General features: G+C 56.8%; 20 protein-coding genes. 17 read left to right on the top strand and 3 right to left on the bottom strand.

Features of this window, described 5'->3' with window-relative positions; all coding sequences use genetic code 11:
• Positions 1 to 566: 566 nt before the first annotated feature.
• The 5 genes from rpmH to mnmE all read left to right on the top strand — a co-directional run bounded on the left by rpmH (position 567) and on the right by mnmE (position 4,494).
• Complete coding sequence (rpmH, locus tag LOY52_RS27290) at positions 567 to 701, top strand: 50S ribosomal protein L34 (protein ID WP_003213577.1); 135 nt, start codon at positions 567 to 569, stop codon at positions 699 to 701.
• Positions 702 to 717: 16 nt separating this feature from the next.
• The gene (gene rnpA / locus LOY52_RS27285; RefSeq protein WP_011336726.1) at positions 718 to 1,119 is read left to right on the top strand and encodes a ribonuclease P protein component; all 402 of its coding nucleotides are present in this window, start codon (positions 718 to 720) and stop codon (positions 1,117 to 1,119) included.
• Positions 1,112 to 1,357 carry a membrane protein insertion efficiency factor YidD gene (gene yidD / locus LOY52_RS27280; RefSeq protein WP_010465488.1) on the top strand — a complete coding sequence of 82 codons (246 nt, stop codon included), beginning with the start codon at positions 1,112 to 1,114 and terminating at the stop codon, positions 1,355 to 1,357. Before rnpA ends, yidD begins: the two co-directional genes overlap by 8 nt.
• Before the next feature lie 2 nt (positions 1,358 to 1,359).
• Complete coding sequence (gene yidC, locus LOY52_RS27275; RefSeq protein WP_258677496.1) at positions 1,360 to 3,042, top strand: membrane protein insertase YidC; 1,683 nt, start codon at positions 1,360 to 1,362, stop codon at positions 3,040 to 3,042.
• 81 nt (positions 3,043 to 3,123) lie between these two features.
• Positions 3,124 to 4,494 (top strand): tRNA uridine-5-carboxymethylaminomethyl(34) synthesis GTPase MnmE, encoded by a 1,371-nt coding sequence (gene mnmE, locus LOY52_RS27270; protein ID WP_258677495.1) that lies wholly within the window; start codon positions 3,124 to 3,126, stop codon positions 4,492 to 4,494.
• 43 nt (positions 4,495 to 4,537) lie between these two features.
• Here the strand turns inward: mnmE and LOY52_RS27265 are convergent, their stop codons facing one another.
• The 3 genes from LOY52_RS27265 to LOY52_RS27255 all read right to left on the bottom strand — a co-directional run bounded on the left by LOY52_RS27265 (position 4,538) and on the right by LOY52_RS27255 (position 8,544).
• On the bottom strand, positions 4,538 to 6,973 hold the full coding sequence (locus LOY52_RS27265; protein ID WP_258677492.1) for a TonB-dependent siderophore receptor: 2,436 nt from the start codon (positions 6,971 to 6,973) through the stop codon (positions 4,538 to 4,540).
• A gap of 117 nt (positions 6,974 to 7,090) precedes the next feature.
• Positions 7,091 to 8,038 (bottom strand): FecR domain-containing protein, encoded by a 948-nt coding sequence (locus LOY52_RS27260; protein WP_258677490.1) that lies wholly within the window; start codon positions 8,036 to 8,038, stop codon positions 7,091 to 7,093.
• Positions 8,038 to 8,544: a sigma-70 family RNA polymerase sigma factor gene (locus tag LOY52_RS27255; RefSeq protein WP_258677488.1), complete on the bottom strand. Its 507-nt coding sequence runs from the start codon at positions 8,542 to 8,544 to the stop codon at positions 8,038 to 8,040. Before LOY52_RS27255 ends, LOY52_RS27260 begins: the two co-directional genes overlap by 1 nt.
• A gap of 569 nt (positions 8,545 to 9,113) precedes the next feature.
• On the opposite strand from LOY52_RS27255, the gene mnmG reads away from it, so the two are divergent.
• The 12 genes from mnmG to atpD all read left to right on the top strand — a co-directional run bounded on the left by mnmG (position 9,114) and on the right by atpD (position 20,147).
• Entirely contained in the window at positions 9,114 to 11,012 is a 1,899-nt protein-coding gene (gene mnmG / locus LOY52_RS27250) for a tRNA uridine-5-carboxymethylaminomethyl(34) synthesis enzyme MnmG (RefSeq protein WP_258677486.1), read from the top strand.
• The gene (gene rsmG, locus LOY52_RS27245; protein WP_258677484.1) at positions 11,009 to 11,653 is read left to right on the top strand and encodes a 16S rRNA (guanine(527)-N(7))-methyltransferase RsmG; all 645 of its coding nucleotides are present in this window, start codon (positions 11,009 to 11,011) and stop codon (positions 11,651 to 11,653) included. The genes mnmG and rsmG overlap by 4 nt, the downstream gene beginning before the upstream one ends.
• 18 nt (positions 11,654 to 11,671) lie before the next feature.
• Positions 11,672 to 12,469, top strand: coding sequence for a ParA family protein (locus LOY52_RS27240; RefSeq protein ID WP_003229787.1), 798 nt, complete (start codon positions 11,672 to 11,674; stop codon positions 12,467 to 12,469).
• Positions 12,470 to 12,478: 9 nt separating this feature from the next.
• Positions 12,479 to 13,351, top strand: a complete 873-nt coding sequence (locus LOY52_RS27235) for a ParB/RepB/Spo0J family partition protein (RefSeq protein WP_007960777.1) — start codon at positions 12,479 to 12,481, stop codon at positions 13,349 to 13,351.
• A 148-nt stretch (positions 13,352 to 13,499) separates the two neighbouring features.
• A complete protein-coding gene (locus LOY52_RS27230) occupies positions 13,500 to 13,907 on the top strand; it encodes a F0F1 ATP synthase subunit I (protein ID WP_003229783.1) in 408 nt (135 codons plus the stop codon).
• 16 nt (positions 13,908 to 13,923) lie between these two features.
• Positions 13,924 to 14,793 carry a F0F1 ATP synthase subunit A gene (gene atpB / locus LOY52_RS27225; RefSeq protein ID WP_007960779.1) on the top strand — a complete coding sequence of 290 codons (870 nt, stop codon included), beginning with the start codon at positions 13,924 to 13,926 and terminating at the stop codon, positions 14,791 to 14,793.
• 133 nt (positions 14,794 to 14,926) lie between these two features.
• A complete protein-coding gene (gene atpE / locus LOY52_RS27220; protein WP_003097235.1) occupies positions 14,927 to 15,184 on the top strand; it encodes a F0F1 ATP synthase subunit C in 258 nt (85 codons plus the stop codon).
• Between the two features lie 59 nt (positions 15,185 to 15,243).
• Positions 15,244 to 15,714 carry a F0F1 ATP synthase subunit B gene (locus LOY52_RS27215; protein ID WP_011336718.1) on the top strand — a complete coding sequence of 157 codons (471 nt, stop codon included), beginning with the start codon at positions 15,244 to 15,246 and terminating at the stop codon, positions 15,712 to 15,714.
• Positions 15,715 to 15,726: 12 nt separating this feature from the next.
• Positions 15,727 to 16,263, top strand: coding sequence for a F0F1 ATP synthase subunit delta (locus LOY52_RS27210; protein WP_007911956.1), 537 nt, complete (start codon positions 15,727 to 15,729; stop codon positions 16,261 to 16,263).
• 21 nt (positions 16,264 to 16,284) lie between these two features.
• Positions 16,285 to 17,829 carry a F0F1 ATP synthase subunit alpha gene (atpA, locus tag LOY52_RS27205; RefSeq protein WP_047596971.1) on the top strand — a complete coding sequence of 515 codons (1,545 nt, stop codon included), beginning with the start codon at positions 16,285 to 16,287 and terminating at the stop codon, positions 17,827 to 17,829.
• Between the two features lie 50 nt (positions 17,830 to 17,879).
• Positions 17,880 to 18,740: a F0F1 ATP synthase subunit gamma gene (atpG, locus tag LOY52_RS27200; protein ID WP_010565870.1), complete on the top strand. Its 861-nt coding sequence runs from the start codon at positions 17,880 to 17,882 to the stop codon at positions 18,738 to 18,740.
• 27 nt (positions 18,741 to 18,767) lie between these two features.
• A complete protein-coding gene (atpD, locus tag LOY52_RS27195; RefSeq protein ID WP_007911961.1) occupies positions 18,768 to 20,147 on the top strand; it encodes a F0F1 ATP synthase subunit beta in 1,380 nt (459 codons plus the stop codon).
• Position 20,148 lies beyond the last annotated feature (1 nt).

Here is a 20,148-nt window from a genome sequence, read left to right as displayed (position 1 = left end):
GGATATCCCCTAAGTTGAAAGCCGGTGAGGCAAAAACAAGCGGCCATTGTAGCGGCGAGCCGTCCACTTATCCACATGCAGGTTGTGTGGTGACCATGATTAATCAATGCGTTAACCGGTAAAAAGGCGACCAACGGTGTGTGCATAAGCTCTGTGGATAACCGCCTCTGAGGGCACTGGACAACTGGGGGTGGAACTCGGTGGATAACCAGCCTGTGGATAACAGGCTATTCCACACACAGGTTATCCGACAGCGCAGCACAGGCTAATCACGGTTTTCCACTGCAGTTGTCATTCTCTGTACATCATGCTGTACAAGGGCTGAAGATGGTTATCCACAGAAGAGGGCGGCCCTAGCTTTTACAAGCTTTACAGAAAAGCTTTAAATAATTCCCTTCTTTATTTTTATGTCTGACAAACAGGTTTTCGGTTCCGGAAGCTCCAGAGATCTATTTATAAGGAAACGCTGGTTGGAAATTGACCTGAAGGCTTGCTTTCTCTAGAATCCCCGGTCTCTTAAAACGGGGGCCATTCCGGCCCGTTGTGGACGAACCAGGTAACACGACATGAAACGTACTTTCCAACCAAGCACTATCAAACGCGCTCGTACCCACGGTTTCCGTGCTCGCATGGCTACCAAGAACGGTCGCGCTGTCCTGTCGCGTCGTCGCGCCAAAGGTCGTGCGCGTCTGGCAGTTTGATAATCCGGTACTGGAGGTGAGTCAGGACTTCAGTCGGGAAAAGCGTCTGCTTACCCCCCGGCATTTCAAGGCAGTCTTTGACTCCCCTACCGGCAAGGTTCCGGGGAAAAATCTCCTGCTCCTTGCGCGCAACAACGACCTTGATCACCCCCGTCTCGGGCTGGTTATCGGGAAAAAGAGCGTAAAGCTCTCCGTCGAGCGCAATCGCCTCAAACGTCTGATGCGCGAATCGTTCCGTCTGCACCAGGATTCTCTGGTGGGCTGGGACATCGTTATCGTCGCGCGCAAAGGTTTGGGCGACGTAGAAAACCCCGAATTGATTCAGCATTTCGGCAAGCTCTGGAAGCGTCTGGCCCGTAACAAGCCAGTTCCAGCAGTCAAAACCGAAACTGTAGGGGTAGACAGTCCAGATGCGTAAACTGGCACTCGTTCCGATCCAGTTTTATCGCTACGCCATTAGTCCTTTGATGGCCAGTCACTGTCGTTTCTACCCCAGTTGTTCTTGCTACGCGTATGAAGCCATCGAAAATCATGGTCTTCTGCGCGGTGGCTGGCTGACCTTTCGTCGTTTAGGTCGCTGTCATCCGTGGAATCCCGGTGGTTATGACCCGGTTCCACCTATCCCTACCTCCCGTTCTTCTTCGATGGCCGAGTAATCATGGATATCAAACGCACGATCCTGATCGTCGCCCTGGCAATCGTGTCCTACGTTATGGTTCTTAAATGGAACCAGGACTATGGCCAGGCTGCCCTGCCGACTCAGAATGTTGCTTCCAGTACGACTGCATCCGGTTTGCCGGACACCGTTCCTAGCAATAACGCCTCCGCCAGTGACGACATTCCGCGTGCCGCAAGCGATACCAGCGCACCTGTGGAAACTCCGGTCGCTGCCAGCAAGGATCTGATCCAGGTCAAAACCGACGTGCTCGATCTGGCGATCGATCCACAGGGCGGTGACGTTGCTCAACTGACTTTGCCACTGTATCCACGTCGTCAGGATCGTCCTGATGTGCCGTTTCAGCTGTTCGACAACGGCGGCGAGCGTACTTATCTGGCACAAAGCGGCCTGATCGGCACCAACGGTCCGGACGCAAGCCCGGCCGGTCGTCCGGTTTACGCCTCGGAGAAGAAAAGTTATCAACTGGCTGACGGTCAGGACCAACTGATCGTCGACCTGAAGTTCAGCAAGGACGGCGTCAACTACATCAAGCGTTTCACCCTGAAACGTGGCCTGTATGACGTGACCGTGACCTACCTTGTGGATAACCAGAGCGCTCAGCCTTGGTCGGGTTCGATGTTCGCCCAGCTGAAGCGTGACGCCAGTGCCGACCCTTCGTCGACCACTGCCACCGGCACCGCGACTTACCTGGGCGCTGCCCTGTGGACAAGTTCCGAGCCGTACAAGAAAGTGTCCATGAAAGACATGGACAAAGGTCAGCTCAAGGAAACCGTCACCGGTGGCTGGGTAGCCTGGCTGCAACACTACTTCGTGACTGCATGGGTTGCGCCGAAGGGCGAAAACAACATCGTTCAGACGCGTAAAGACAGCAAAGGCAACTACATCATCGGTTACACCGGTCCTTCGCTGACCGCTGCACCGGGTGCGAAAGTTGAAACCAGCGCCATTCTGTACGCCGGGCCGAAAAGCCAGGCCGTACTGAAACAGTTGTCCCCAGGTCTGGAACTGACAGTCGACTACGGCATTCTGTGGTTCATCGCTCAGCCGATCTTCTGGTTGCTGCAACACATCCACGCGATCGTGGGTAACTGGGGCTGGTCGATCATCTTCCTGACCATGCTGATCAAAGGGATCTTCTTCCCGCTGTCGGCTGCCAGCTACAAATCCATGGCGCGTATGCGTGCCGTAGCACCGAAACTGGCTGCACTGAAAGAGCAACATGGCGATGACCGGCAGAAAATGTCGCAAGCCATGATGGAGCTGTACAAGAAAGAGAAGATCAATCCGCTGGGCGGCTGCTTGCCGATCCTTGTGCAGATGCCGGTTTTCCTTTCGCTGTACTGGGTTCTGCTGGAAAGCGTGGAAATGCGCCAGGCGCCGTTCATGCTGTGGATCACCGACCTGTCGATCAAGGATCCGTTCTTCATCCTGCCGATCATCATGGGCGCGACCATGTTCATCCAGCAGCGTCTGAACCCGACTCCGCCGGATCCGATGCAGGCGAAGGTCATGAAAATGATGCCAATCATCTTCACCTTCTTCTTCCTGTGGTTCCCGGCTGGTCTGGTGCTGTACTGGGTTGTGAACAACTGCCTGTCGATTGCCCAACAGTGGTACATCACGCGTAAGATCGAAGCGGCGACGAAAAAAGCCGAGGCGTAACTTACTCTGTGGATAACACCACTCAAAACGCCCCCTAGTGGGGCGTTTTGCTATCTGCCACTTTTGTCTGGATTCCGGTTTATGAGCGCACCTCGTGAAACCATCGCCGCCGTCGCCACCGCTCAAGGTCGCGGCGGTGTCGGCATCGTCCGTATTTCCGGGCCTTTGGCCAACGTTGCGGCCAAAGCCATCAGCGGCCGTGAACTGAAACCGCGTTACGCACATTACGGTCCATTTTTAAGTGCTGATCAGCAGGTGCTGGACGAAGGTCTGGCGCTGTATTTCCCGGGACCGAATTCGTTTACCGGCGAGGACGTGCTTGAACTGCAGGGGCACGGTGGCCCGATCGTTCTCGACATGTTGCTCAAGCGTTGCCTGGAACTGGGTTGCCGTCTGGCTCGCCCGGGTGAATTCAGCGAGCGCGCGTTCCTCAATGACAAACTCGACCTGGCTCAGGCCGAGGCCATCGCCGACCTGATCGAAGCCAGTTCTGCACAGGCTGCACGCAATGCTCTGCGTTCCTTGCAAGGCGCGTTTTCCCAGCGTGTGCATAACCTCACCGAACAATTGATCGGTCTGCGCATTTATGTGGAAGCCGCGATCGACTTTCCGGAAGAGGAAATCGACTTTCTTGCCGATGGCCATGTGTTGAGCATGCTCGACAAGGTACGTGAAGAGTTATCCACCGTGCTGCGTGAAGCCGGACAAGGCGCCCTGTTGCGTGACGGTATGACGGTGGTGATTGCCGGTCGTCCGAATGCCGGCAAGTCCAGCCTGTTGAATGCCCTGGCTGGCCGCGAAGCCGCGATCGTGACTGAAATTGCCGGCACCACCCGGGATATCCTGCGCGAACATATCCACATCGACGGCATGCCATTGCACGTGGTGGACACTGCAGGTCTGCGCGACACCGACGATCAGGTGGAAAAGATCGGCGTCGAGCGTGCGTTGAAAGCGATCACTGAAGCGGATCGGGTGCTGCTGGTAGTCGATGCCACCGCGCCGGAAGCTGCAGATCCGTTTGCTCTGTGGCCGGAATTCCTCGAAACCCGTCCGGATCCGGCGAAAGTCACCTTGATCCGCAACAAGGCTGATCTGACAGGTGAGGCAATTGCCCTGGAAGTCAGCGACGATGGCCACGTGACCATCAGCCTTAGCGCCAAATCCGCCGGCGAAGGTCTCGAATTACTGCGCGAACACCTCAAAGCCTGCATGGGTTATGAGCAAACTTCGGAAAGCAGCTTCAGTGCCCGTCGCCGGCATCTGGAAGCATTGCGTCATGCGAGTGCGGCGCTGGAACACGGGCGTGCGCAACTGACCTTGGCCGGTGCCGGCGAATTGCTCGCTGAGGATTTGCGCCAGGCTCAGCATTCCCTTGGGGAAATCACCGGGGCCTTCAGCTCTGATGATCTGCTCGGCAGAATCTTTTCCAGCTTCTGCATCGGCAAATGAACAAAGGGGCTGTGGACAATTTATCCACAGCCCCTTTTCCGTTTTACCAGTTGTAGGAAACCGTACCGAGCAAGGTGCGATCTTCGCCCCAGTAGCAACGGCCGGCATCGTTGCATCCCGACACATATTCCTTGTCGAACAGGTTCTTTGCGTTCAGGTCGACGCTCCAGTGCGTGTCGATCTGATAACCGACGGCTGCATCCGCCAAGGTGACATCGCCGGCATCAAGCTTTCCGTACAAGGAGGGCGCGGTGTAGGCAAAGGCACTGTCGAAGTAACGCACGCCACCACCCACGTATAAACCTTTCAAATCGCCATCGAGGAAACGGTACTTGGCCCAGACCGACGCCTGATTACGAGGCACGCCGGTCATCTGGTGGCCTTGGACCAAAGAGGTCGCCGCGTCCTTGGTAATCCGCGCGTCGGTGTAGGTGTACGCAGCTGTCACATTGAGGTTCTGGGTCAGATTGCTGTTGAGTTCCAGCTCCACGCCTTTGGAACGGCTTTCGCCGACCTGGCGGTAGGTCGACGTGGTCGAGTCGAAGTAGGTGTCGTCCTTTTTGCGCAAGTCATATACCGACGCGGTGAACGCGGTATCCCAGCCGATCGGTTCGTACTTGAGGCCCACTTCGTATTGGCTGCTGGTGATCGGATCGAGCGGCGCGCCGGCATTGGATATCTGCTGCACCGGCACGAACGACGTGGAATAGCTGACATACGGCGTCATGCCGTTGTCGAACTGGTACATCACGCCGCCCTGGTAGGTGAACTTCTTGTCCTCGGAACTGATGTTGCTGCCCTTGGCCACCTTGTCGCGGAAGTCACTGTCGACCCAGTCCTGACGACCGCCAAGCAGGAACAGCCAGTGGTCATACTTGCTCTGGAGCTGTGCATAAACACCTTTCATCTGCTGCTCAAGCAAGGTGTTCTGCACTGCAATCGGCGTGGTCGGGTCGCGCAGATAAACCGGGTTATAGATATCGATCGGCCCGACGATGCCGGCATTCCAGTCCTGATTGAACGAAGTGCGGTCGTAGCTGGCGCCGAACAGCACGGTGTTTTCCAGCTCGCCGACCTGGAATTTGCCTTCCAGTTGGTTATCCAGCGAATACACCATGGATTTGTTGAAGCGATCGTACGCGGTCATGTTCAGGCGCGTGCCGAAGCCTGCGTTATTGAGGTTGCCCGGCCACGTTTCATGGCGGGTGATTCGCGACTGCATGTAGCGCGAATTCTGGCGGAACTGCCAGTCATCGTTGAAGGAATGGCTGAACTCATAACCGGTGCTCCAGGTTTCCCGTTCGAAGGTGTTCCAATCCGGATCGCCAAGCATGGTGCCTTTGGATAGCTTGCCGTTGGGATTGCTCAGCAATGTGCCGGCCGCCGGCAGACCCAGTTCCATATTGGTGTGATCTTTCTGGTAGTTGGCCAGCAGGGTCAGGGTGTTGAAGTCGTCGAAATTCAGCGTCAGCGACGGGGCGATGTAAATGCGGTCATCCGGTACGTGATCGGTCTGGGTATCTGACTTGCGTCCGAGCATCACCACTCGCCCCAACACATTGCCGCTGTCGTTGAGTGGCCCGGACACATCGACGCCAATCTGCCGGCGATTATTCGAGCCATAACCCAGTTGCACTTCGCCGCGTGGAGCTGCGGTCGGCCGCTTGCTCACCAGATTCACCAAGCCGCCCGGTGCGTTTTCCCCATAGAGCAAGGACGATGGTCCACGGAAAATTTCCACGCGTTCCAAACCGTAAGGTTCGGTGCTGGTGTCATAACGGTTGCCCTGCACACGAAGTCCATCGCGCAACAGGCCGTAGCCGTAATCGGTGGCGTTGAATCCTCGTATGTAAAACAGATCGCCGGCCAGGCTGTCACCCGCTGCAAACGGTGGGGCGAAGATGCCGGGAACGTAGCCGAGTACCTCGGTGAGTGTCTGAGATTTCTGATCTTTCATGCGCTGTGCGGTGACGACTGACACCGAACGTGGTGTTTCCGACAACGGCGTGCTGGTTTTCGTGCCGATCCGACTGTTCTGCGCCTTGTAGCCGACGTCGGCGGCGTAATCCAGGTCCATCGGATTGGCCAATTGCCCGTTGATGTTGGTCGGGGCCAGCTCCAGCGAATCACCACTGGGCAGCGCCTGCAGAATGTAGCTACCCGGCGCTTGCGGTAAGGCTTGCAAACCTGAGCCTTGCAGCAGTTGGGCGAATCCCTGTTCAACGGTGAAGTTGCCGTTCAGTCCGGTACTGCGTAAACGGCTGGTCTGCTGCGGCGAGAACGACAGAATCACGTTTGCGGCGGAGGCGAATTGGCTCAAAGCATTGTCCAGCGGGCCGGCAGCAATGGTGTAGCGCTGCGCGACCGTTGCCGCGAAGGCGTTATGGGTCATTACCAGGCAGGACGCTGCACTGGTCATCAGTAGGCTGTAGGCAATGCAGTGGTGAGAAAAACGCTGACGGAACGTGGGAAGACGCATGTGTGGATAAGCCCTGAAGGTGGCGAAGAGCCGCGTTTATCGCGATTACCTGTAGGGCCGGGTCAGGACAAAAAAAGATAACCCTGCTTTCGATTTTTTTCCCCAGGAGATTTTCAATCAGACGCTATGGCTGATCGAGACCCAGTAATGGGTGAAGTAGCGGACGTTGATCGGTAACGAGGCCTGAAGATTGGCCAGCACGGCATCGGTGGAATCGAGCCGAAAGGTGCCGGATACGCGTAGATCCCGGGCACGACTATCGCAGTGCAGAACACCGCTGCGATAACGCCCCAGCTCTTCGATTACCTCGCCCAGCCGCGCATCCAGCACAATCAGCTGGCCGTTGGTCCAGGCCACTGCCGAGGATTTAAAGGGGTAAAGGACCCCGATATGCCGACTATCGAAATCCGCACCTTCGCCTGCTTTCAAGATTATCGCGCTCGTTGTTTGATCAGCGGGTTGCACGCTGACCCGATCTTCCAGCACGCCGACCCGCGTTGAGCCCGACAACTTATGCACAGAAAAACGGGTACCCAACGCTTGAATTCGGCCATCCCCGGTTTCGACCAAAAACGGCCGCTGATCGCCGAGCTTGCCGGTCTGAATGAGGATTTCACCCGAGCGCAAACCAATCAGCCGTTGCCTTGCATCGAAAGACACATCGATGGCCGTATCGGTATTGAGCTGGATCTGGCTGCCATCCGCCAATGAGATGTTGCGACGCTGGCCAACGCCGGTTCTGTAATCAACCCAGGCATTTCCAAGGGAGGTATGTTGTTGGGCGTTCCAGCCAAGGATCCCCGTCCCTGTCGCGAGCACCAACAATTTCAGGATCTGGCGCCTCTGTTGGCCGGTATTCAGTGCGCGACGTTTCAAATCCAGCGGCAAAGTGCCGAGCTGACGCTGCAGTTGTTCCATCTGGTTCCAGGCTGCCAGATGCGCTGGATCGCTATCTATCCACAGCTGCCAGGCTTTTTGATTGGCGGGGGTCGGCGGATCGGCCTGAAACTGCACGTACCAACTGGCAGCCGCTTCGAAAACCTTGCGGTTCGGTGCAGTGGGCATCAACGCTGCGCCATGATCAGGGCACATTCCGTCAGGGCGCGGATCATGTGCTTCTTTACTGTGGTCAGGGAAACCTGCAACTGCGCAGCGATCTGTTGATAGGTCAGACCGTCGATCTGCGAAAGCATGAAGATCTTCTGGGTTCGCGCGCCCAGACCGGCCAAGGCTTTATCCACAGCGATCAGGGTTTCGATGATCAGCGCCTTGTCTTCTTCGCTGATGGCGGTGGCTTCTGGTCGAGCAGCCAAGGTCTGCAAGTAGGCAACTTCGATGGCCTGTCTTCGATAGCGATCAATGACGAGGCCGCGTGCAATGGTCGCCAGATAATCCCGCGGCTCGCGAATCTGCGACGCATTACGTGCCGCGAGGATCCGCACGAAAGTGTCATGCGCGACATCGGCAGCATCGCAGGCGTCGTGCAGTTTGCCCTTGAGCCATCCATACAGCCACGAATGGTGTTGCTCGTAGATTTGCTCGATCGAAGCATGATGGGCGGGTAGGGACATGGGAGAAACTGACGAGTTAATGATAATGGCTATTATTAGCCTCTGTTACGTTCTCTCACAATAGCCCTGTCACCTCCCTCTATCGGCTTCCTGCTCGTCATCGATCTCTCGGTGGCGTTTTATTGCGTCCTGAAAAAACCGTTTGGTTGAATTTCTGTGGATTAAGCCCTGTGAATAACCGCCTCTGAGGTCAGTTGATAACAGGGCCTGAAAACTGGATATAACTGCCTCTGTGGATAACCATCCCATTCATCCACAGGCTTAAACCGGTTATCCAAGGGCCTCCCGGCCACCTGATAACAGGGTTATGAAACTCTGTACACACTGAATAATAAGGTCTGTAGCAATCTATCCACAGAAAGGTCGGCCAGTAAGAATAAGCATTAAAACAAAGGTTTTATAAATTTCTCTCTTTTTTATTCTTTTAACTTCGAGTTCTCCACAGCTGGTTAAATTTTGTGCAAAGGGTTCTTTAGGAAGGGCGAAGTCCCTATACTTGTCGACCAGGTCCAGAAACCTGATCTCAAACTATTCCTGAATGACCTACTTAAGCAGGCACGAGGTGCGTGGTGGATTTCCCTTCCCGTTTTGAAGTGATCGTCATCGGCGGCGGTCATGCCGGTACCGAGGCAGCACTGGCCTCAGCACGTATGGGGGCAAAAACCCTGTTGCTGACGCATAACGTGGAAACCCTCGGTGCCATGAGCTGCAACCCGGCTATCGGTGGCATTGGCAAAAGCCATCTGGTCAAGGAAATCGACGCCCTCGGCGGCGCGATGGCCATGGCTACCGATCTGGGCGGCATCCAGTTTCGCGTATTGAACAGCCGCAAAGGTCCGGCCGTACGAGCGACTCGTGCGCAAGCCGACCGTATTCTGTACAAGGCCGCTGTCCGCGAAATTCTGGAAAACCAACCGAACCTGTGGATATTTCAACAGGCCGCTGACGACCTTATCGTTGAGCAGGACCAGGTACGCGGTGTTGTCACGCAAATGGGTCTGCGGTTCTTCGCTGACTCCGTGGTGTTGACCACTGGTACGTTCCTCGGCGGACTTATCCACATCGGTTTGCAGAATTTCTCCGGCGGTCGTGCCGGTGACCCGCCGTCGATTGCCCTGGCACATCGTCTGCGTGAACTGCCGCTGCGTGTCGGTCGCCTGAAAACCGGTACGCCACCGCGCATCGATGGCAAATCTGTGGATTTCTCGGTTATGACCGAGCAACCAGGCGATACGCCGATCCCGGTCATGTCGTTCATGGGCAACAAGGAACAGCATCCGCGCCAGGTCAGTTGCTGGATTACCCACACAAACGCCCGCACCCACGAAATCATCGCGGCGAACCTCGATCGTTCGCCGATGTATTCCGCTGCCGGCGAAATCGAGGGCATTGGCCCGCGCTACTGCCCGTCGATCGAAGACAAGATCCATCGCTTTGCCGACAAGGAAAGCCATCAGGTATTCATCGAGCCGGAAGGCCTGACCACCCATGAGCTGTACCCGAACGGGATATCCACAAGCTTGCCGTTCGACGTGCAATTGCAGATCGTGCAATCGATCCGCGGCATGGAAAACGCACACATCGTGCGTCCGGGTTATGCGATCGAGTACGACTACTTCGACCCGCGTGACCTGAAATACAGCCTGGAAACAAAAGTTATCGGCGGCCTGTTCTTTGCTGGCCAGATCAACGGCACCACTGGTTACGAAGAAGCCGGTGCGCAAGGTTTGCTCGCCGGGGCCAACGCCGCGCTGCGTGCCAAGGGCAAAGAAGCCTGGTGCCCGCGTCGCGACGAGGCGTACATCGGCGTACTGGTCGACGATCTGATCACTCTCGGTACCCAAGAGCCGTACCGCATGTTCACTTCCCGTGCCGAGTACCGCCTGATCCTGCGTGAGGACAACGCCGACCTGCGCCTGACCGAAAAAGGTCGCGAACTGGGTCTGGTCGATGACACGCGTTGGGCGGCCTTCTGCAAGAAACGCGAAAGCATCGAGCTTGAAGAGCAGCGCCTGAAAAGCACCTGGGTTCGCCCGGGCACTCAGCAGGGCGATGCGATCGCGGAAAAATTCGGCACGCCGCTGACTCACGAATACAACTTGCTCAACCTCTTGAGCCGTCCGGAAATCGACTACGCTGGTCTGGTCGAAGTGACCGGGCAGGGCGCCGAAGATCCACAGGTCGCCGAACAGGTTGAAATCAAGACCAAATACGCCGGTTACATCGACCGTCAACAGGACGAAATCGCCCGTCTGCGCGCCAGTGAAGACACGAAACTGCCTGTGGATATCGATTACACCAACATTTCCGGTCTCTCCAAGGAGATCCAGAGCAAGCTCGGTGCCACGCGTCCGGAGACGCTCGGCCAGGCTTCGCGGATTCCGGGCGTGACTCCGGCGGCGATTTCGCTGTTGATGATTCATTTGAAAAAACGCGGCGCGGGCCGTCAGTTGGAGCAAAGCGCTTGAGTTCTAAGGTCACTTCGCAACACGCCGAAGAGTTATCCACAGGAGCCCGCGCGCTCGGTGTCAATCTCAGCGCAGCCCAGCACGAATTGTTGCTGGGCTACCTGGCCCTGTTGATCAAATGGAACCAGGCCTACAACCTGACTGCAGTGCGCGATCCTGATGAAATGGTTTCGCGGCATCTGCTCGATAGCTTGAGCGTAATGTCGTTCATCGAAAACGGCCGTTGGCTCGATGTTGGCAGTGGCGGCGGCATGCCCGGCATTCCGTTGGCGATCCTGTATCCGGACTCGCAAGTCACCTGTCTGGACAGCAACGGCAAGAAAACCCGCTTCCTGACCCAGGTCAAACTCGAACTCAAACTGGATAACCTGCAAGTTATCCACAGTCGCGTCGAAGCCTTCCAGCCTGCCGAGCCGTTCAACGGGATCATTTCCCGGGCGTTCAGCAGCATGGAAAACTTCACCAACTGGACTCGCCACCTCGGCGATGCCGACACGCGCTGGCTGGCAATGAAGGGCGTTCATCCGGCCGATGAGCTGGTAGCATTGCCGGCAGACTTCAAACTCGATAGCGAACACGCCCTGGCCGTACCCGGTTGCCAAGGCCAACGCCATCTGCTGATACTGCGCCGCACGGCATGATTGGGAACACAAGCAAGAATGGCTAAGGTATTCGCGATAGCGAACCAGAAGGGTGGTGTGGGCAAGACCACCACCTGCATCAACCTCGCAGCATCCCTGGTCGCGACCAAGCGCCGGGTGCTGTTGATCGATCTCGATCCACAGGGCAACGCCACCATGGGTAGCGGTGTGGATAAACATGGCCTGGAAAACTCGGTCTACGACCTGCTGATCGGCGAATGCGATCTGGCCCAGGCCATGCACTATTCCGAGCACGGCGGTTATCAACTGCTGCCGGCCAACCGCGACCTGACCGCGGCCGAAGTGGTCCTGCTGGAAATGCAGATGAAGGAAAGCCGTCTGCGCAGCGCGCTGGCGCCGATCCGTGAAAACTACGATTACATTCTGATCGACTGCCCGCCGTCGCTGTCGATGCTCACCCTGAACGCACTGGTTGCCGCTGACGGGGTGATTATCCCCATGCAGTGCGAGTACTTTGCGCTCGAAGGCTTGAGCGACCTTGTGGATAACATCAAGCGCATTGCCGAACTGCTGAACCCGAACCTCAAGGTCGAAGGTCTGCTGCGCACCATGTACGACCCGCGGCTGAGCCTGATGAACGATGTTTCGGCGCAGCTCAAGGAACACTTTGGCGAACAGCTGTACGACACGGTGATCCCGCGCAACATTCGTCTGGCCGAAGCGCCGAGCTACGGTATGCCGGCATTGGCCTACGACAAGCAATCGCGCGGCGCGCTGGCCTACCTGGCCCTGGCGGGCGAGATGGTTCGCCGTCAGCGCAAAAATTCACGCATCGCCGCTGCCCAGCCAACTTAAGGAATCCCCATGGCCGTCAAGAAACGAGGTCTCGGACGTGGACTGGATGCACTGCTGAGTGGTCCGACCGTCAGCGCGCTGGAAGAACAGGCGGCGCAGGCCGATACCCGTGAACTGCAACACCTGCCGCTGGATCTGCTGCAGCGTGGCAAATACCAGCCACGCCGCGACATGGATCCACAGGCGCTGGAAGAGCTGGCGCAGTCGATCAAGGCGCAAGGCGTGATGCAGCCGATCGTGGTGCGCCCGATTGGCGGTGGCCGCTTCGAAATCATCGCCGGTGAACGCCGCTGGCGCGCCAGCCAGCAGGCCGGCCAGGAAACCATCCCGGCGATGGTCCGTGATGTGCCGGATGAAACCGCGATCGCCATTGCGCTGATCGAGAACATCCAGCGTGAAGACCTGAACCCGATTGAGGAAGCCGTCGCCTTGCAGCGTCTGCAGCAGGAATTCCAGCTCACTCAACAACAGGTTGCCGAGGCTGTGGGTAAGTCCCGCGTGACTGTGGCTAACCTGTTGCGACTTATTGCACTGCCGGAAGTCATCAAGACCATGCTGTCCCACGGTGACCTGGAAATGGGTCATGCCCGTGCTTTGCTCGGTCTGCCGGACAATCAGCAGGTGGAAGGGGCGCGACATGTTGTCGCACGCGGCCTGACTGTGCGCCAAACCGAGGCACTGGTTCGTCAGTGGTTGAGTGGCAAACCGGAGCCTGTGGAAGCGGCCAAACCCGACCCGGATATCGCCCGGCTCGAACAGCGTCTGGCCGAGCGCCTAGGCTCTGCGGTGCAGATTCGCCACGGCAAGAAGGGAAAAGGTCAGTTGGTCATCGGTTACAACTCCCTCGATGAGCTTCAAGGTGTGCTCGCACACATCCGCTGAAACATTTCCTCATGTAGCGCGCAGTCGGAAATCACTACCTGACAGTTGAATAGGGGCAGAACCGCCCCTATACTCTGCGCGCATTTTGTCGGCACAAATTATGCCAAGTTATTGAATTCTGGCAGCCGACCATTGGAGAGCAAACGTGATGGAAACCCGCAAGCCAAACCGCCTGCCGTTCCATCGCCTGGCGGTTTTTCCGGTGTTGATGGCTCAATTTGTCATTTTGCTCATTGCCGCTTTGGCGCTCTGGCAATGGCATGGAGTCGTTGCCGGATACTCGGGTCTTTGCGGAGGCCTGATAGCCTTGCTGCCCAATGTTTATTTCGCTCACAAGGCATTTCGGTTTTCCGGCGCCCGAGCAGCCCAGTCCATCGTCCGGTCATTTTATGCCGGCGAGGCAGGCAAACTGATTTTGACGGCAGTGCTGTTTGCACTGGTGTTTGCAGGTGTGAAGCCATTGGCGCCGATCGCAGTATTCGGCGCTTTCGTGCTGACTCAGTCGGTCAGCTGGTTCGCTCCCCTGCTGATGAGAACAAGACTTTCGAGACCTTAGGGCGTTTGAGGCAACCATGGCAGAAACAACCGCTTCGGGCTATATCCAGCACCACTTGCAGAACCTGACCTTCGGTCAGCTACCCAACGGCGGCTGGGGCTTTGCCCATACCGCAGCAGAAGCCAAGGAAATGGGCTTCTGGGCTTTCCACGTCGATACCCTCGGCTGGTCGGTCGCGCTGGGTCTGATCTTCGTTTTCCTTTTCCGCATGGCGGCAAAGAAAGCGACATCGGGTCAGCCAGGTGCTTTGCAGAACTTCGTTGAAGTATTGGTCGAATTCGTCGATGGCAGCGTGAAAGACAGCTTCCATGGCCGTAGCCCGGTGATCGCACCGCTGGCACTGACCATCTTCGTCTGGGTGTTCCTGATGAACGCCGTCGACCTGGTACCGGTCGACTGGATTCCTCAGCTGGCCATCCTGATCACCGGCGACCACCACATCCCGTTCCGTGCCGTGTCGACGACCGACCCGAACGCGACCCTGGGCATGGCGTTCTCGGTTTTCGCACTGATCATTTTCTATAGCATCAAGGTCAAGGGCATCGGCGGCTTCATCGGCGAACTGACCCTGCACCCGTTCGGCAGCAAGAACATCTTCGTTCAGGCCCTGCTGATCCCGGTGAACTTCCTGCTGGAATTCGTGACCCTGATCGCCAAGCCGATCTCTCTGGCCCTGCGTCTGTTCGGCAACATGTATGCCGGCGAGCTGGTGTTCATTCTGATCGCTGTGATGTTCGGCAGCGGCCTGCTCTGGCTGAGCGGCCTGGGCGTTGTTCTGCAGTGGGCGTGGGCGGTGTTCCACATCCTGATCATCACTCTGCAGGCGTTCATCTTCATGATGCTGACCATCGTCTACCTGTCGATGGCGCACGAAGAAAACCATTAAGAGCAGCCTCGGCTGATCTGATGTCCCTCCCGGTCAAACGGGAGGGGGCTCTTAACCGGGCCTCTGAAACGATTTGTTTTACCGCTTTAATCTAAAAAACCTAAACCATACGACGTAAAAGTCGGGAGGAAAGATGGAAACTGTAGTTGGTCTAACCGCTATCGCTGTTGCACTGTTGATCGGCCTGGGCGCACTGGGTACCGCAATTGGTTTCGGCCTGCTGGGCGGCAAGTTCCTGGAAGGCGCAGCGCGTCAGCCAGAAATGGTTCCAATGCTGCAAGTTAAAATGTTCATCGTTGCCGGTCTGCTCGACGCCGTAACCATGATCGGTGTTGGTATCGCTCTGTTCTTCACCTTTGCGAACCCGTTCGTTGGTCAGATCGCTGGCTAATTACCCGGATTCTTCCGTGTAATTTGGTGTGATGGACAACGTAACTGCGAGGTGTTGGCGTGAACATTAATGCGACCCTGATTGGCCAGTCCGTTGCGTTCCTGATTTTTGTACTGTTCTGCATGAAGTTCGTATGGCCTCCGGTCATCGCTGCTCTGCACGAACGTCAAAAGAAGATCGCTGATGGTCTGGACGCTGCCAGCCGTGCAGCTCGCGACCTGGAGTTGGCCCAAGAGAAAGCGGGTCAGCAACTGCGCGAAGCGAAAGCTCAGGCAGCTGAAATCATCGAGCAAGCCAAGAAACGCGGTAACCAGATCGTTGAAGAGGCTGTTGAAAAAGCCCGTATCGACGCTGACCGTGTGAAGGTTCAGGCTCAAGCCGAGATCGAACAGGAACTGAACAGTGTCAAAGACAAGCTGCGTGCCCAAGTGGGCTTGCTGGCTGTCGGCGGCGCCGAGAAGATCCTGGGTGCCACAATCGATCAAAACGCGCACGCAGAGCTGGTTAACCAACTGGCTGCTGAAATCTAAGCGAGGGCGATCATGGCAGAACTGACCACGTTGGCCCGACCTTACGCTAAGGCGGCCTTCGAGCACGCTCAGGCCCACCAGCAACTGGCCAATTGGTCAGCCATGCTCGGCCTGGCTGCAGCGGTGTCGCAAGACGACACCATGCAGCGCGTGCTCAAGGCCCCGCGACTGACGAGCGCAGAAAAGGCCGCCACGTTCATTGACGTGTGCGGCGACAAGTTTGATGCCAAGGCACAGAACTTCATCAATGTCGTTGCCGAAAACGACCGTCTCCCGCTTCTGCCGGAGATCGCCGCTCTGTTCGACCTGTACAAGGCCGAACAAGAGAAGTCGGTAGACGTTGAAGTGACCAGTGCTTTCGCATTGAACCAAGAACAGCAAGACAAACTCGCCAAGGTTCTCAGTGCACGACTCAACCGGGAAGTGCGCCTGCAAGTTGCGGAGGATGCTGCCCTTATAGGGGGTGTCGTTATCCGCGCCGGCGACCTGGTTATCGATGGCTCGATTCGCGGCAAAATCGCGAAACTTGCCGAAGCATTGAAATCTTGAGTTTGAAGGGGCAGCAGAGCAATGCAGCAACTCAATCCTTCCGAAATAAGTGAAATTATCAAGGGCCGCATCGACAAGCTCGATGTGACCTCCCAAGCCCGTAACGAAGGCACTGTCGTCAGCGTATCTGACGGCATCGTGCGGATTCACGGTCTGGCCGACGTCATGTACGGCGAGATGATCGAGTTTCCGGGCGGCGTCTACGGTATGGCCCTCAACCTGGAGCAAGACTCCGTAGGTGCCGTTGTACTGGGCGCATACACCAGTCTGGCTGAAGGCATGAGCGCCAAGTGCACCGGCCGCATCCTCGAAGTTCCGGTTGGTAAGGAACTGCTGGGTCGCGTAGTCGACGCACTGGGTAACCCTGTTGACGGCAAAGGTCCACTGGGCAACACCTTGACCGATGCGGTCGAGAAAGTTGCACCGGGCGTGATCTGGCGTAAGTCGGTAGACCAGCCTGTACAGACTGGCTACAAAGCTGTCGATGCCATGATCCCTGTCGGCCGTGGCCAGCGTGAGCTGATCATCGGTGACCGTCAGATCGGTAAAACCGCTCTGGCGATCGACGCGATCATCAACCAGAAAGACAGCGGCATTTTCTGCGTCTACGTAGCGATCGGTCAGAAGCAATCGACCATCGCCAACGTGGTTCGCAAGCTGGAAGAAAACGGCGCCCTGGCCAACACGATCATCGTGGCTGCCAGTGCTTCGGAATCTCCTGCGCTGCAATTCCTGGCACCGTACTCCGGTTGCACAATGGGTGAATTCTTCCGCGACCGCGGTGAAGACGCGCTGATCGTTTATGACGATCTGTCCAAGCAAGCAGTGGCTTACCGCCAGATTTCCCTGCTGCTGCGCCGTCCACCAGGCCGTGAAGCTTACCCAGGCGACGTGTTCTATCTCCACTCCCGTCTGCTGGAGCGCGCGTCCCGCGTTTCGGAAGAATACGTAGAGAAGTTCACCAACGGCGCAGTGACCGGCAAAACCGGTTCCCTGACCGCACTGCCGATCATCGAAACCCAGGCTGGCGACGTTTCCGCGTTCGTTCCGACCAACGTGATTTCCATCACCGACGGTCAGATCTTCCTGGAATCGGCCATGTTCAACTCGGGCATCCGCCCTGCAGTGAACGCCGGTGTTTCGGTATCCCGTGTGGGTGGTGCCGCTCAGACCAAGATCATCAAGAAGCTGTCCGGTGGTATCCGTACCGCTCTGGCTCAGTACCGTGAACTGGCGGCATTCGCCCAGTTCGCTTCTGACCTGGACGAAGCGACCCGTAAGCAACTTGAGCATGGTCAGCGCGTTACCGAGCTGATGAAGCAGAAGCAATACGCACCAATGTCGATCGCTGACATGGCGCTGTCGCTGTATGCCGCTGAGCGTGGGTTCCTGACTGACATTGAAATCGCCAAGATCGGCAGCTTCGAACAAGCGCTGATTGCTTTCTTCAACCGCGATCACGCCGATTTGATGGCCAAGATCAACGTTAAAGGTGACTTCAATGACGAAATCGACGCTGGCATGAAAGCCGGTATCGAGAAGTTCAAGGCCACCCAAACCTGGTAAGCCGCAGCGGGAGCCGCAAGGCTCCCGCTTGCTAACCTGATAGGTGTTACATGGCAGGCGCAAAAGAGATTCGCAGTAAGATTGCGAGCATCAAAAGCACGCAAAAAATTACCAGCGCCATGGAAAAAGTGGCGGTGAGCAAAATGCGCAAGGCACAAATGCGCATGGCAGCCAGCCGTCCTTATGCGGAGCGTATCCGCCAGGTAATTGGGCATCTGGCCAACGCCAACCCGGAATACCGCCACCCGTTCATGATCGACCGTGAAGTAAAGCGCGTTGGTTATGTCGTCGTGAGCAGTGACCGTGGTTTGTGCGGCGGCTTGAACACCAACCTGTTCAAGGCCCTGGTCAAGGACATGGCGGTAAACCGCGAAAACGGCGTCGAGATTGATCTGTGTGTAGTCGGTAGCAAGGGTGCGGCCTTTTTCCGCAACTTCGGCGGTAACGTCGTTGCAGCTATCAGCCACCTGGGTGAAGAGCCGTCGATCAATGATTTGATCGGCAGCGTCAAGGTGATGCTGGATGCCTACCTGGAGGGCCGTATCGATCGCCTGTCCGTGGTATCCAACAAGTTCATCAACACCATGACACAACAGCCTACCGTGGAGCAGTTGATTCCACTGGTGGCAACCCCGGATCAAGAACTCAAGCACCACTGGGACTACCTCTACGAACCAGACGCCAAAGAGCTGCTTGACGGCTTGATGGTGCGCTACGTGGAGTCGCAGGTGTACCAGGCGGTGGTCGAGAACAACGCGGCTGAACAAGCTGCGCGGATGATCGCGATGAAGAACGCTACCGACAACGCCGGTGATTTGATCAGCGATTTGCAGCTGATCTACAACAAGGCGCGTCAGGCTGCGATCACCCAAGAGATCTCGGAAATCGTCGGCGGCGCTGCCGCGGTTTAACGGTTCAAATATTCAGAGGATCCAGCTATGAGTAGCGGACGTATCGTTCAAATCATCGGCGCCGTTATCGACGTGGAATTTCCACGCGACAGCGTACCGAGCATCTACAACGCGCTGAAAGTAGTCAGCGCGGCCGAAACCACTCTGGAAGTTCAGCAGCAGCTGGGCGACGGCGTGGTTCGCACCATTGCGATGGGTTCCACCGAGGGCTTGAAGCGCGGTCTGGAAGTTACCGATTCCGGCGCAGCCATCTCCGTACCGGTCGGTAAAGCGACCCTGGGCCGGATCATGGACGTTCTGGGTAACCCGATCGACGAAGCCGGTCCGATCGACACCGAAGAGCGCTGGGGCATTCACCGTCCAGCACCTTCGTTCGCTGAACAGGCAGGCGGCAACGACCTGCTGGAAACCGGCATCAAGGTTATTGACCTGGTTTGCCCGTTTGCCAAGGGCGGTAAAGTCGGCCTGTTCGGTGGTGCCGGTGTAGGCAAAACCGTAAACATGATGGAACTGATCCGTAACATCGCCATCGAGCACAGCGGTTATTCCGTGTTCGCCGGTGTGGGTGAGCGTACTCGTGAGGGTAACGACTTCTACCACGAGATGAAGGACTCCAACGTTCTGGACAAAGTGGCACTGGTTTACGGTCAGATGAACGAGCCGCCGGGAAACCGTCTGCGCGTAGCACTGACCGGCCTGACCATGGCCGAGAAGTTCCGTGACGAAGGTAACGACGTTCTGCTGTTCGTCGACAACATCTATCGTTACACCCTGGCCGGTACCGAAGTATCCGCACTGCTGGGCCGTATGCCTTCGGCAGTAGGTTACCAGCCGACCCTGGCTGAAGAGATGGGCGTTCTGCAAGAACGTATCACTTCGACCAAAGAAGGTTCGATCACCTCGATCCAGGCGGTATACGTACCTGCGGACGACTTGACCGACCCGTCGCCAGCGACCACCTTCGCCCACTTGGACGCCACCGTCGTTCTGTCCCGTGACATCGCTTCCCTGGGTATCTACCCAGCGGTAGATCCACTGGATTCGACTTCGCGCCAGCTGGATCCGAACGTAATCGGTCAGGACCACTACGACACCGCTCGCGGCGTTCAGTACGTTCTGCAACGTTACAAAGAGCTGAAAGACATCATCGCGATCCTGGGTATGGACGAGCTGTCGGAAGCCGACAAACAGTTGGTTAACCGTGCTCGTAAGATCCAGCGCTTCTTGTCGCAGCCGTTCTTCGTGGCTGAAGTCTTCACCGGTGCTTCGGGTAAATACGTTTCCCTGAAAGACACCATTGCTGGCTTCAAAGGCATCCTCAACGGTGACTACGACCACCTGCCAGAACAAGCGTTCTACATGGTTGGCGGCATCGAAGAAGCGATCGAGAAAGCCAAGAAACTGTAAT

The sequence above is a fragment of the Pseudomonas sp. B21-051 genome, from assembly GCF_024748795.1.
Taxonomy (GTDB): domain Bacteria; phylum Pseudomonadota; class Gammaproteobacteria; order Pseudomonadales; family Pseudomonadaceae; genus Aquipseudomonas; species Aquipseudomonas putida_A.
This window is presented reverse-complemented; position numbering and strand designations above follow the sequence as displayed.

Coding starts and splice junctions, on each gene's coding strand:
- rpmH (WP_003213577.1), top strand. CDS start 567: ATGAAACGTACTTTCCAACCAAGCACTATCAAACGCGCTCGTACCCAC.
- yidD (WP_010465488.1), top strand. CDS start 1,112: ATGCGTAAACTGGCACTCGTTCCGATCCAGTTTTATCGCTACGCCATT.
- yidC (WP_258677496.1), top strand. CDS start 1,360: ATGGATATCAAACGCACGATCCTGATCGTCGCCCTGGCAATCGTGTCC.
- mnmE (WP_258677495.1), top strand. CDS start 3,124: ATGAGCGCACCTCGTGAAACCATCGCCGCCGTCGCCACCGCTCAAGGT.
- LOY52_RS27265 (WP_258677492.1), bottom strand. CDS start 6,973: ATGCGTCTTCCCACGTTCCGTCAGCGTTTTTCTCACCACTGCATTGCC.
- LOY52_RS27260 (WP_258677490.1), bottom strand. CDS start 8,038: ATGCCCACTGCACCGAACCGCAAGGTTTTCGAAGCGGCTGCCAGTTGG.
- LOY52_RS27255 (WP_258677488.1), bottom strand. CDS start 8,544: ATGTCCCTACCCGCCCATCATGCTTCGATCGAGCAAATCTACGAGCAA.
- LOY52_RS27240 (WP_003229787.1), top strand. CDS start 11,672: ATGGCTAAGGTATTCGCGATAGCGAACCAGAAGGGTGGTGTGGGCAAG.
- LOY52_RS27235 (WP_007960777.1), top strand. CDS start 12,479: ATGGCCGTCAAGAAACGAGGTCTCGGACGTGGACTGGATGCACTGCTG.
- LOY52_RS27230 (WP_003229783.1), top strand. CDS start 13,500: ATGGAAACCCGCAAGCCAAACCGCCTGCCGTTCCATCGCCTGGCGGTT.
- atpB (WP_007960779.1), top strand. CDS start 13,924: ATGGCAGAAACAACCGCTTCGGGCTATATCCAGCACCACTTGCAGAAC.
- atpE (WP_003097235.1), top strand. CDS start 14,927: ATGGAAACTGTAGTTGGTCTAACCGCTATCGCTGTTGCACTGTTGATC.
- LOY52_RS27210 (WP_007911956.1), top strand. CDS start 15,727: ATGGCAGAACTGACCACGTTGGCCCGACCTTACGCTAAGGCGGCCTTC.
- atpA (WP_047596971.1), top strand. CDS start 16,285: ATGCAGCAACTCAATCCTTCCGAAATAAGTGAAATTATCAAGGGCCGC.
- atpG (WP_010565870.1), top strand. CDS start 17,880: ATGGCAGGCGCAAAAGAGATTCGCAGTAAGATTGCGAGCATCAAAAGC.
- atpD (WP_007911961.1), top strand. CDS start 18,768: ATGAGTAGCGGACGTATCGTTCAAATCATCGGCGCCGTTATCGACGTG.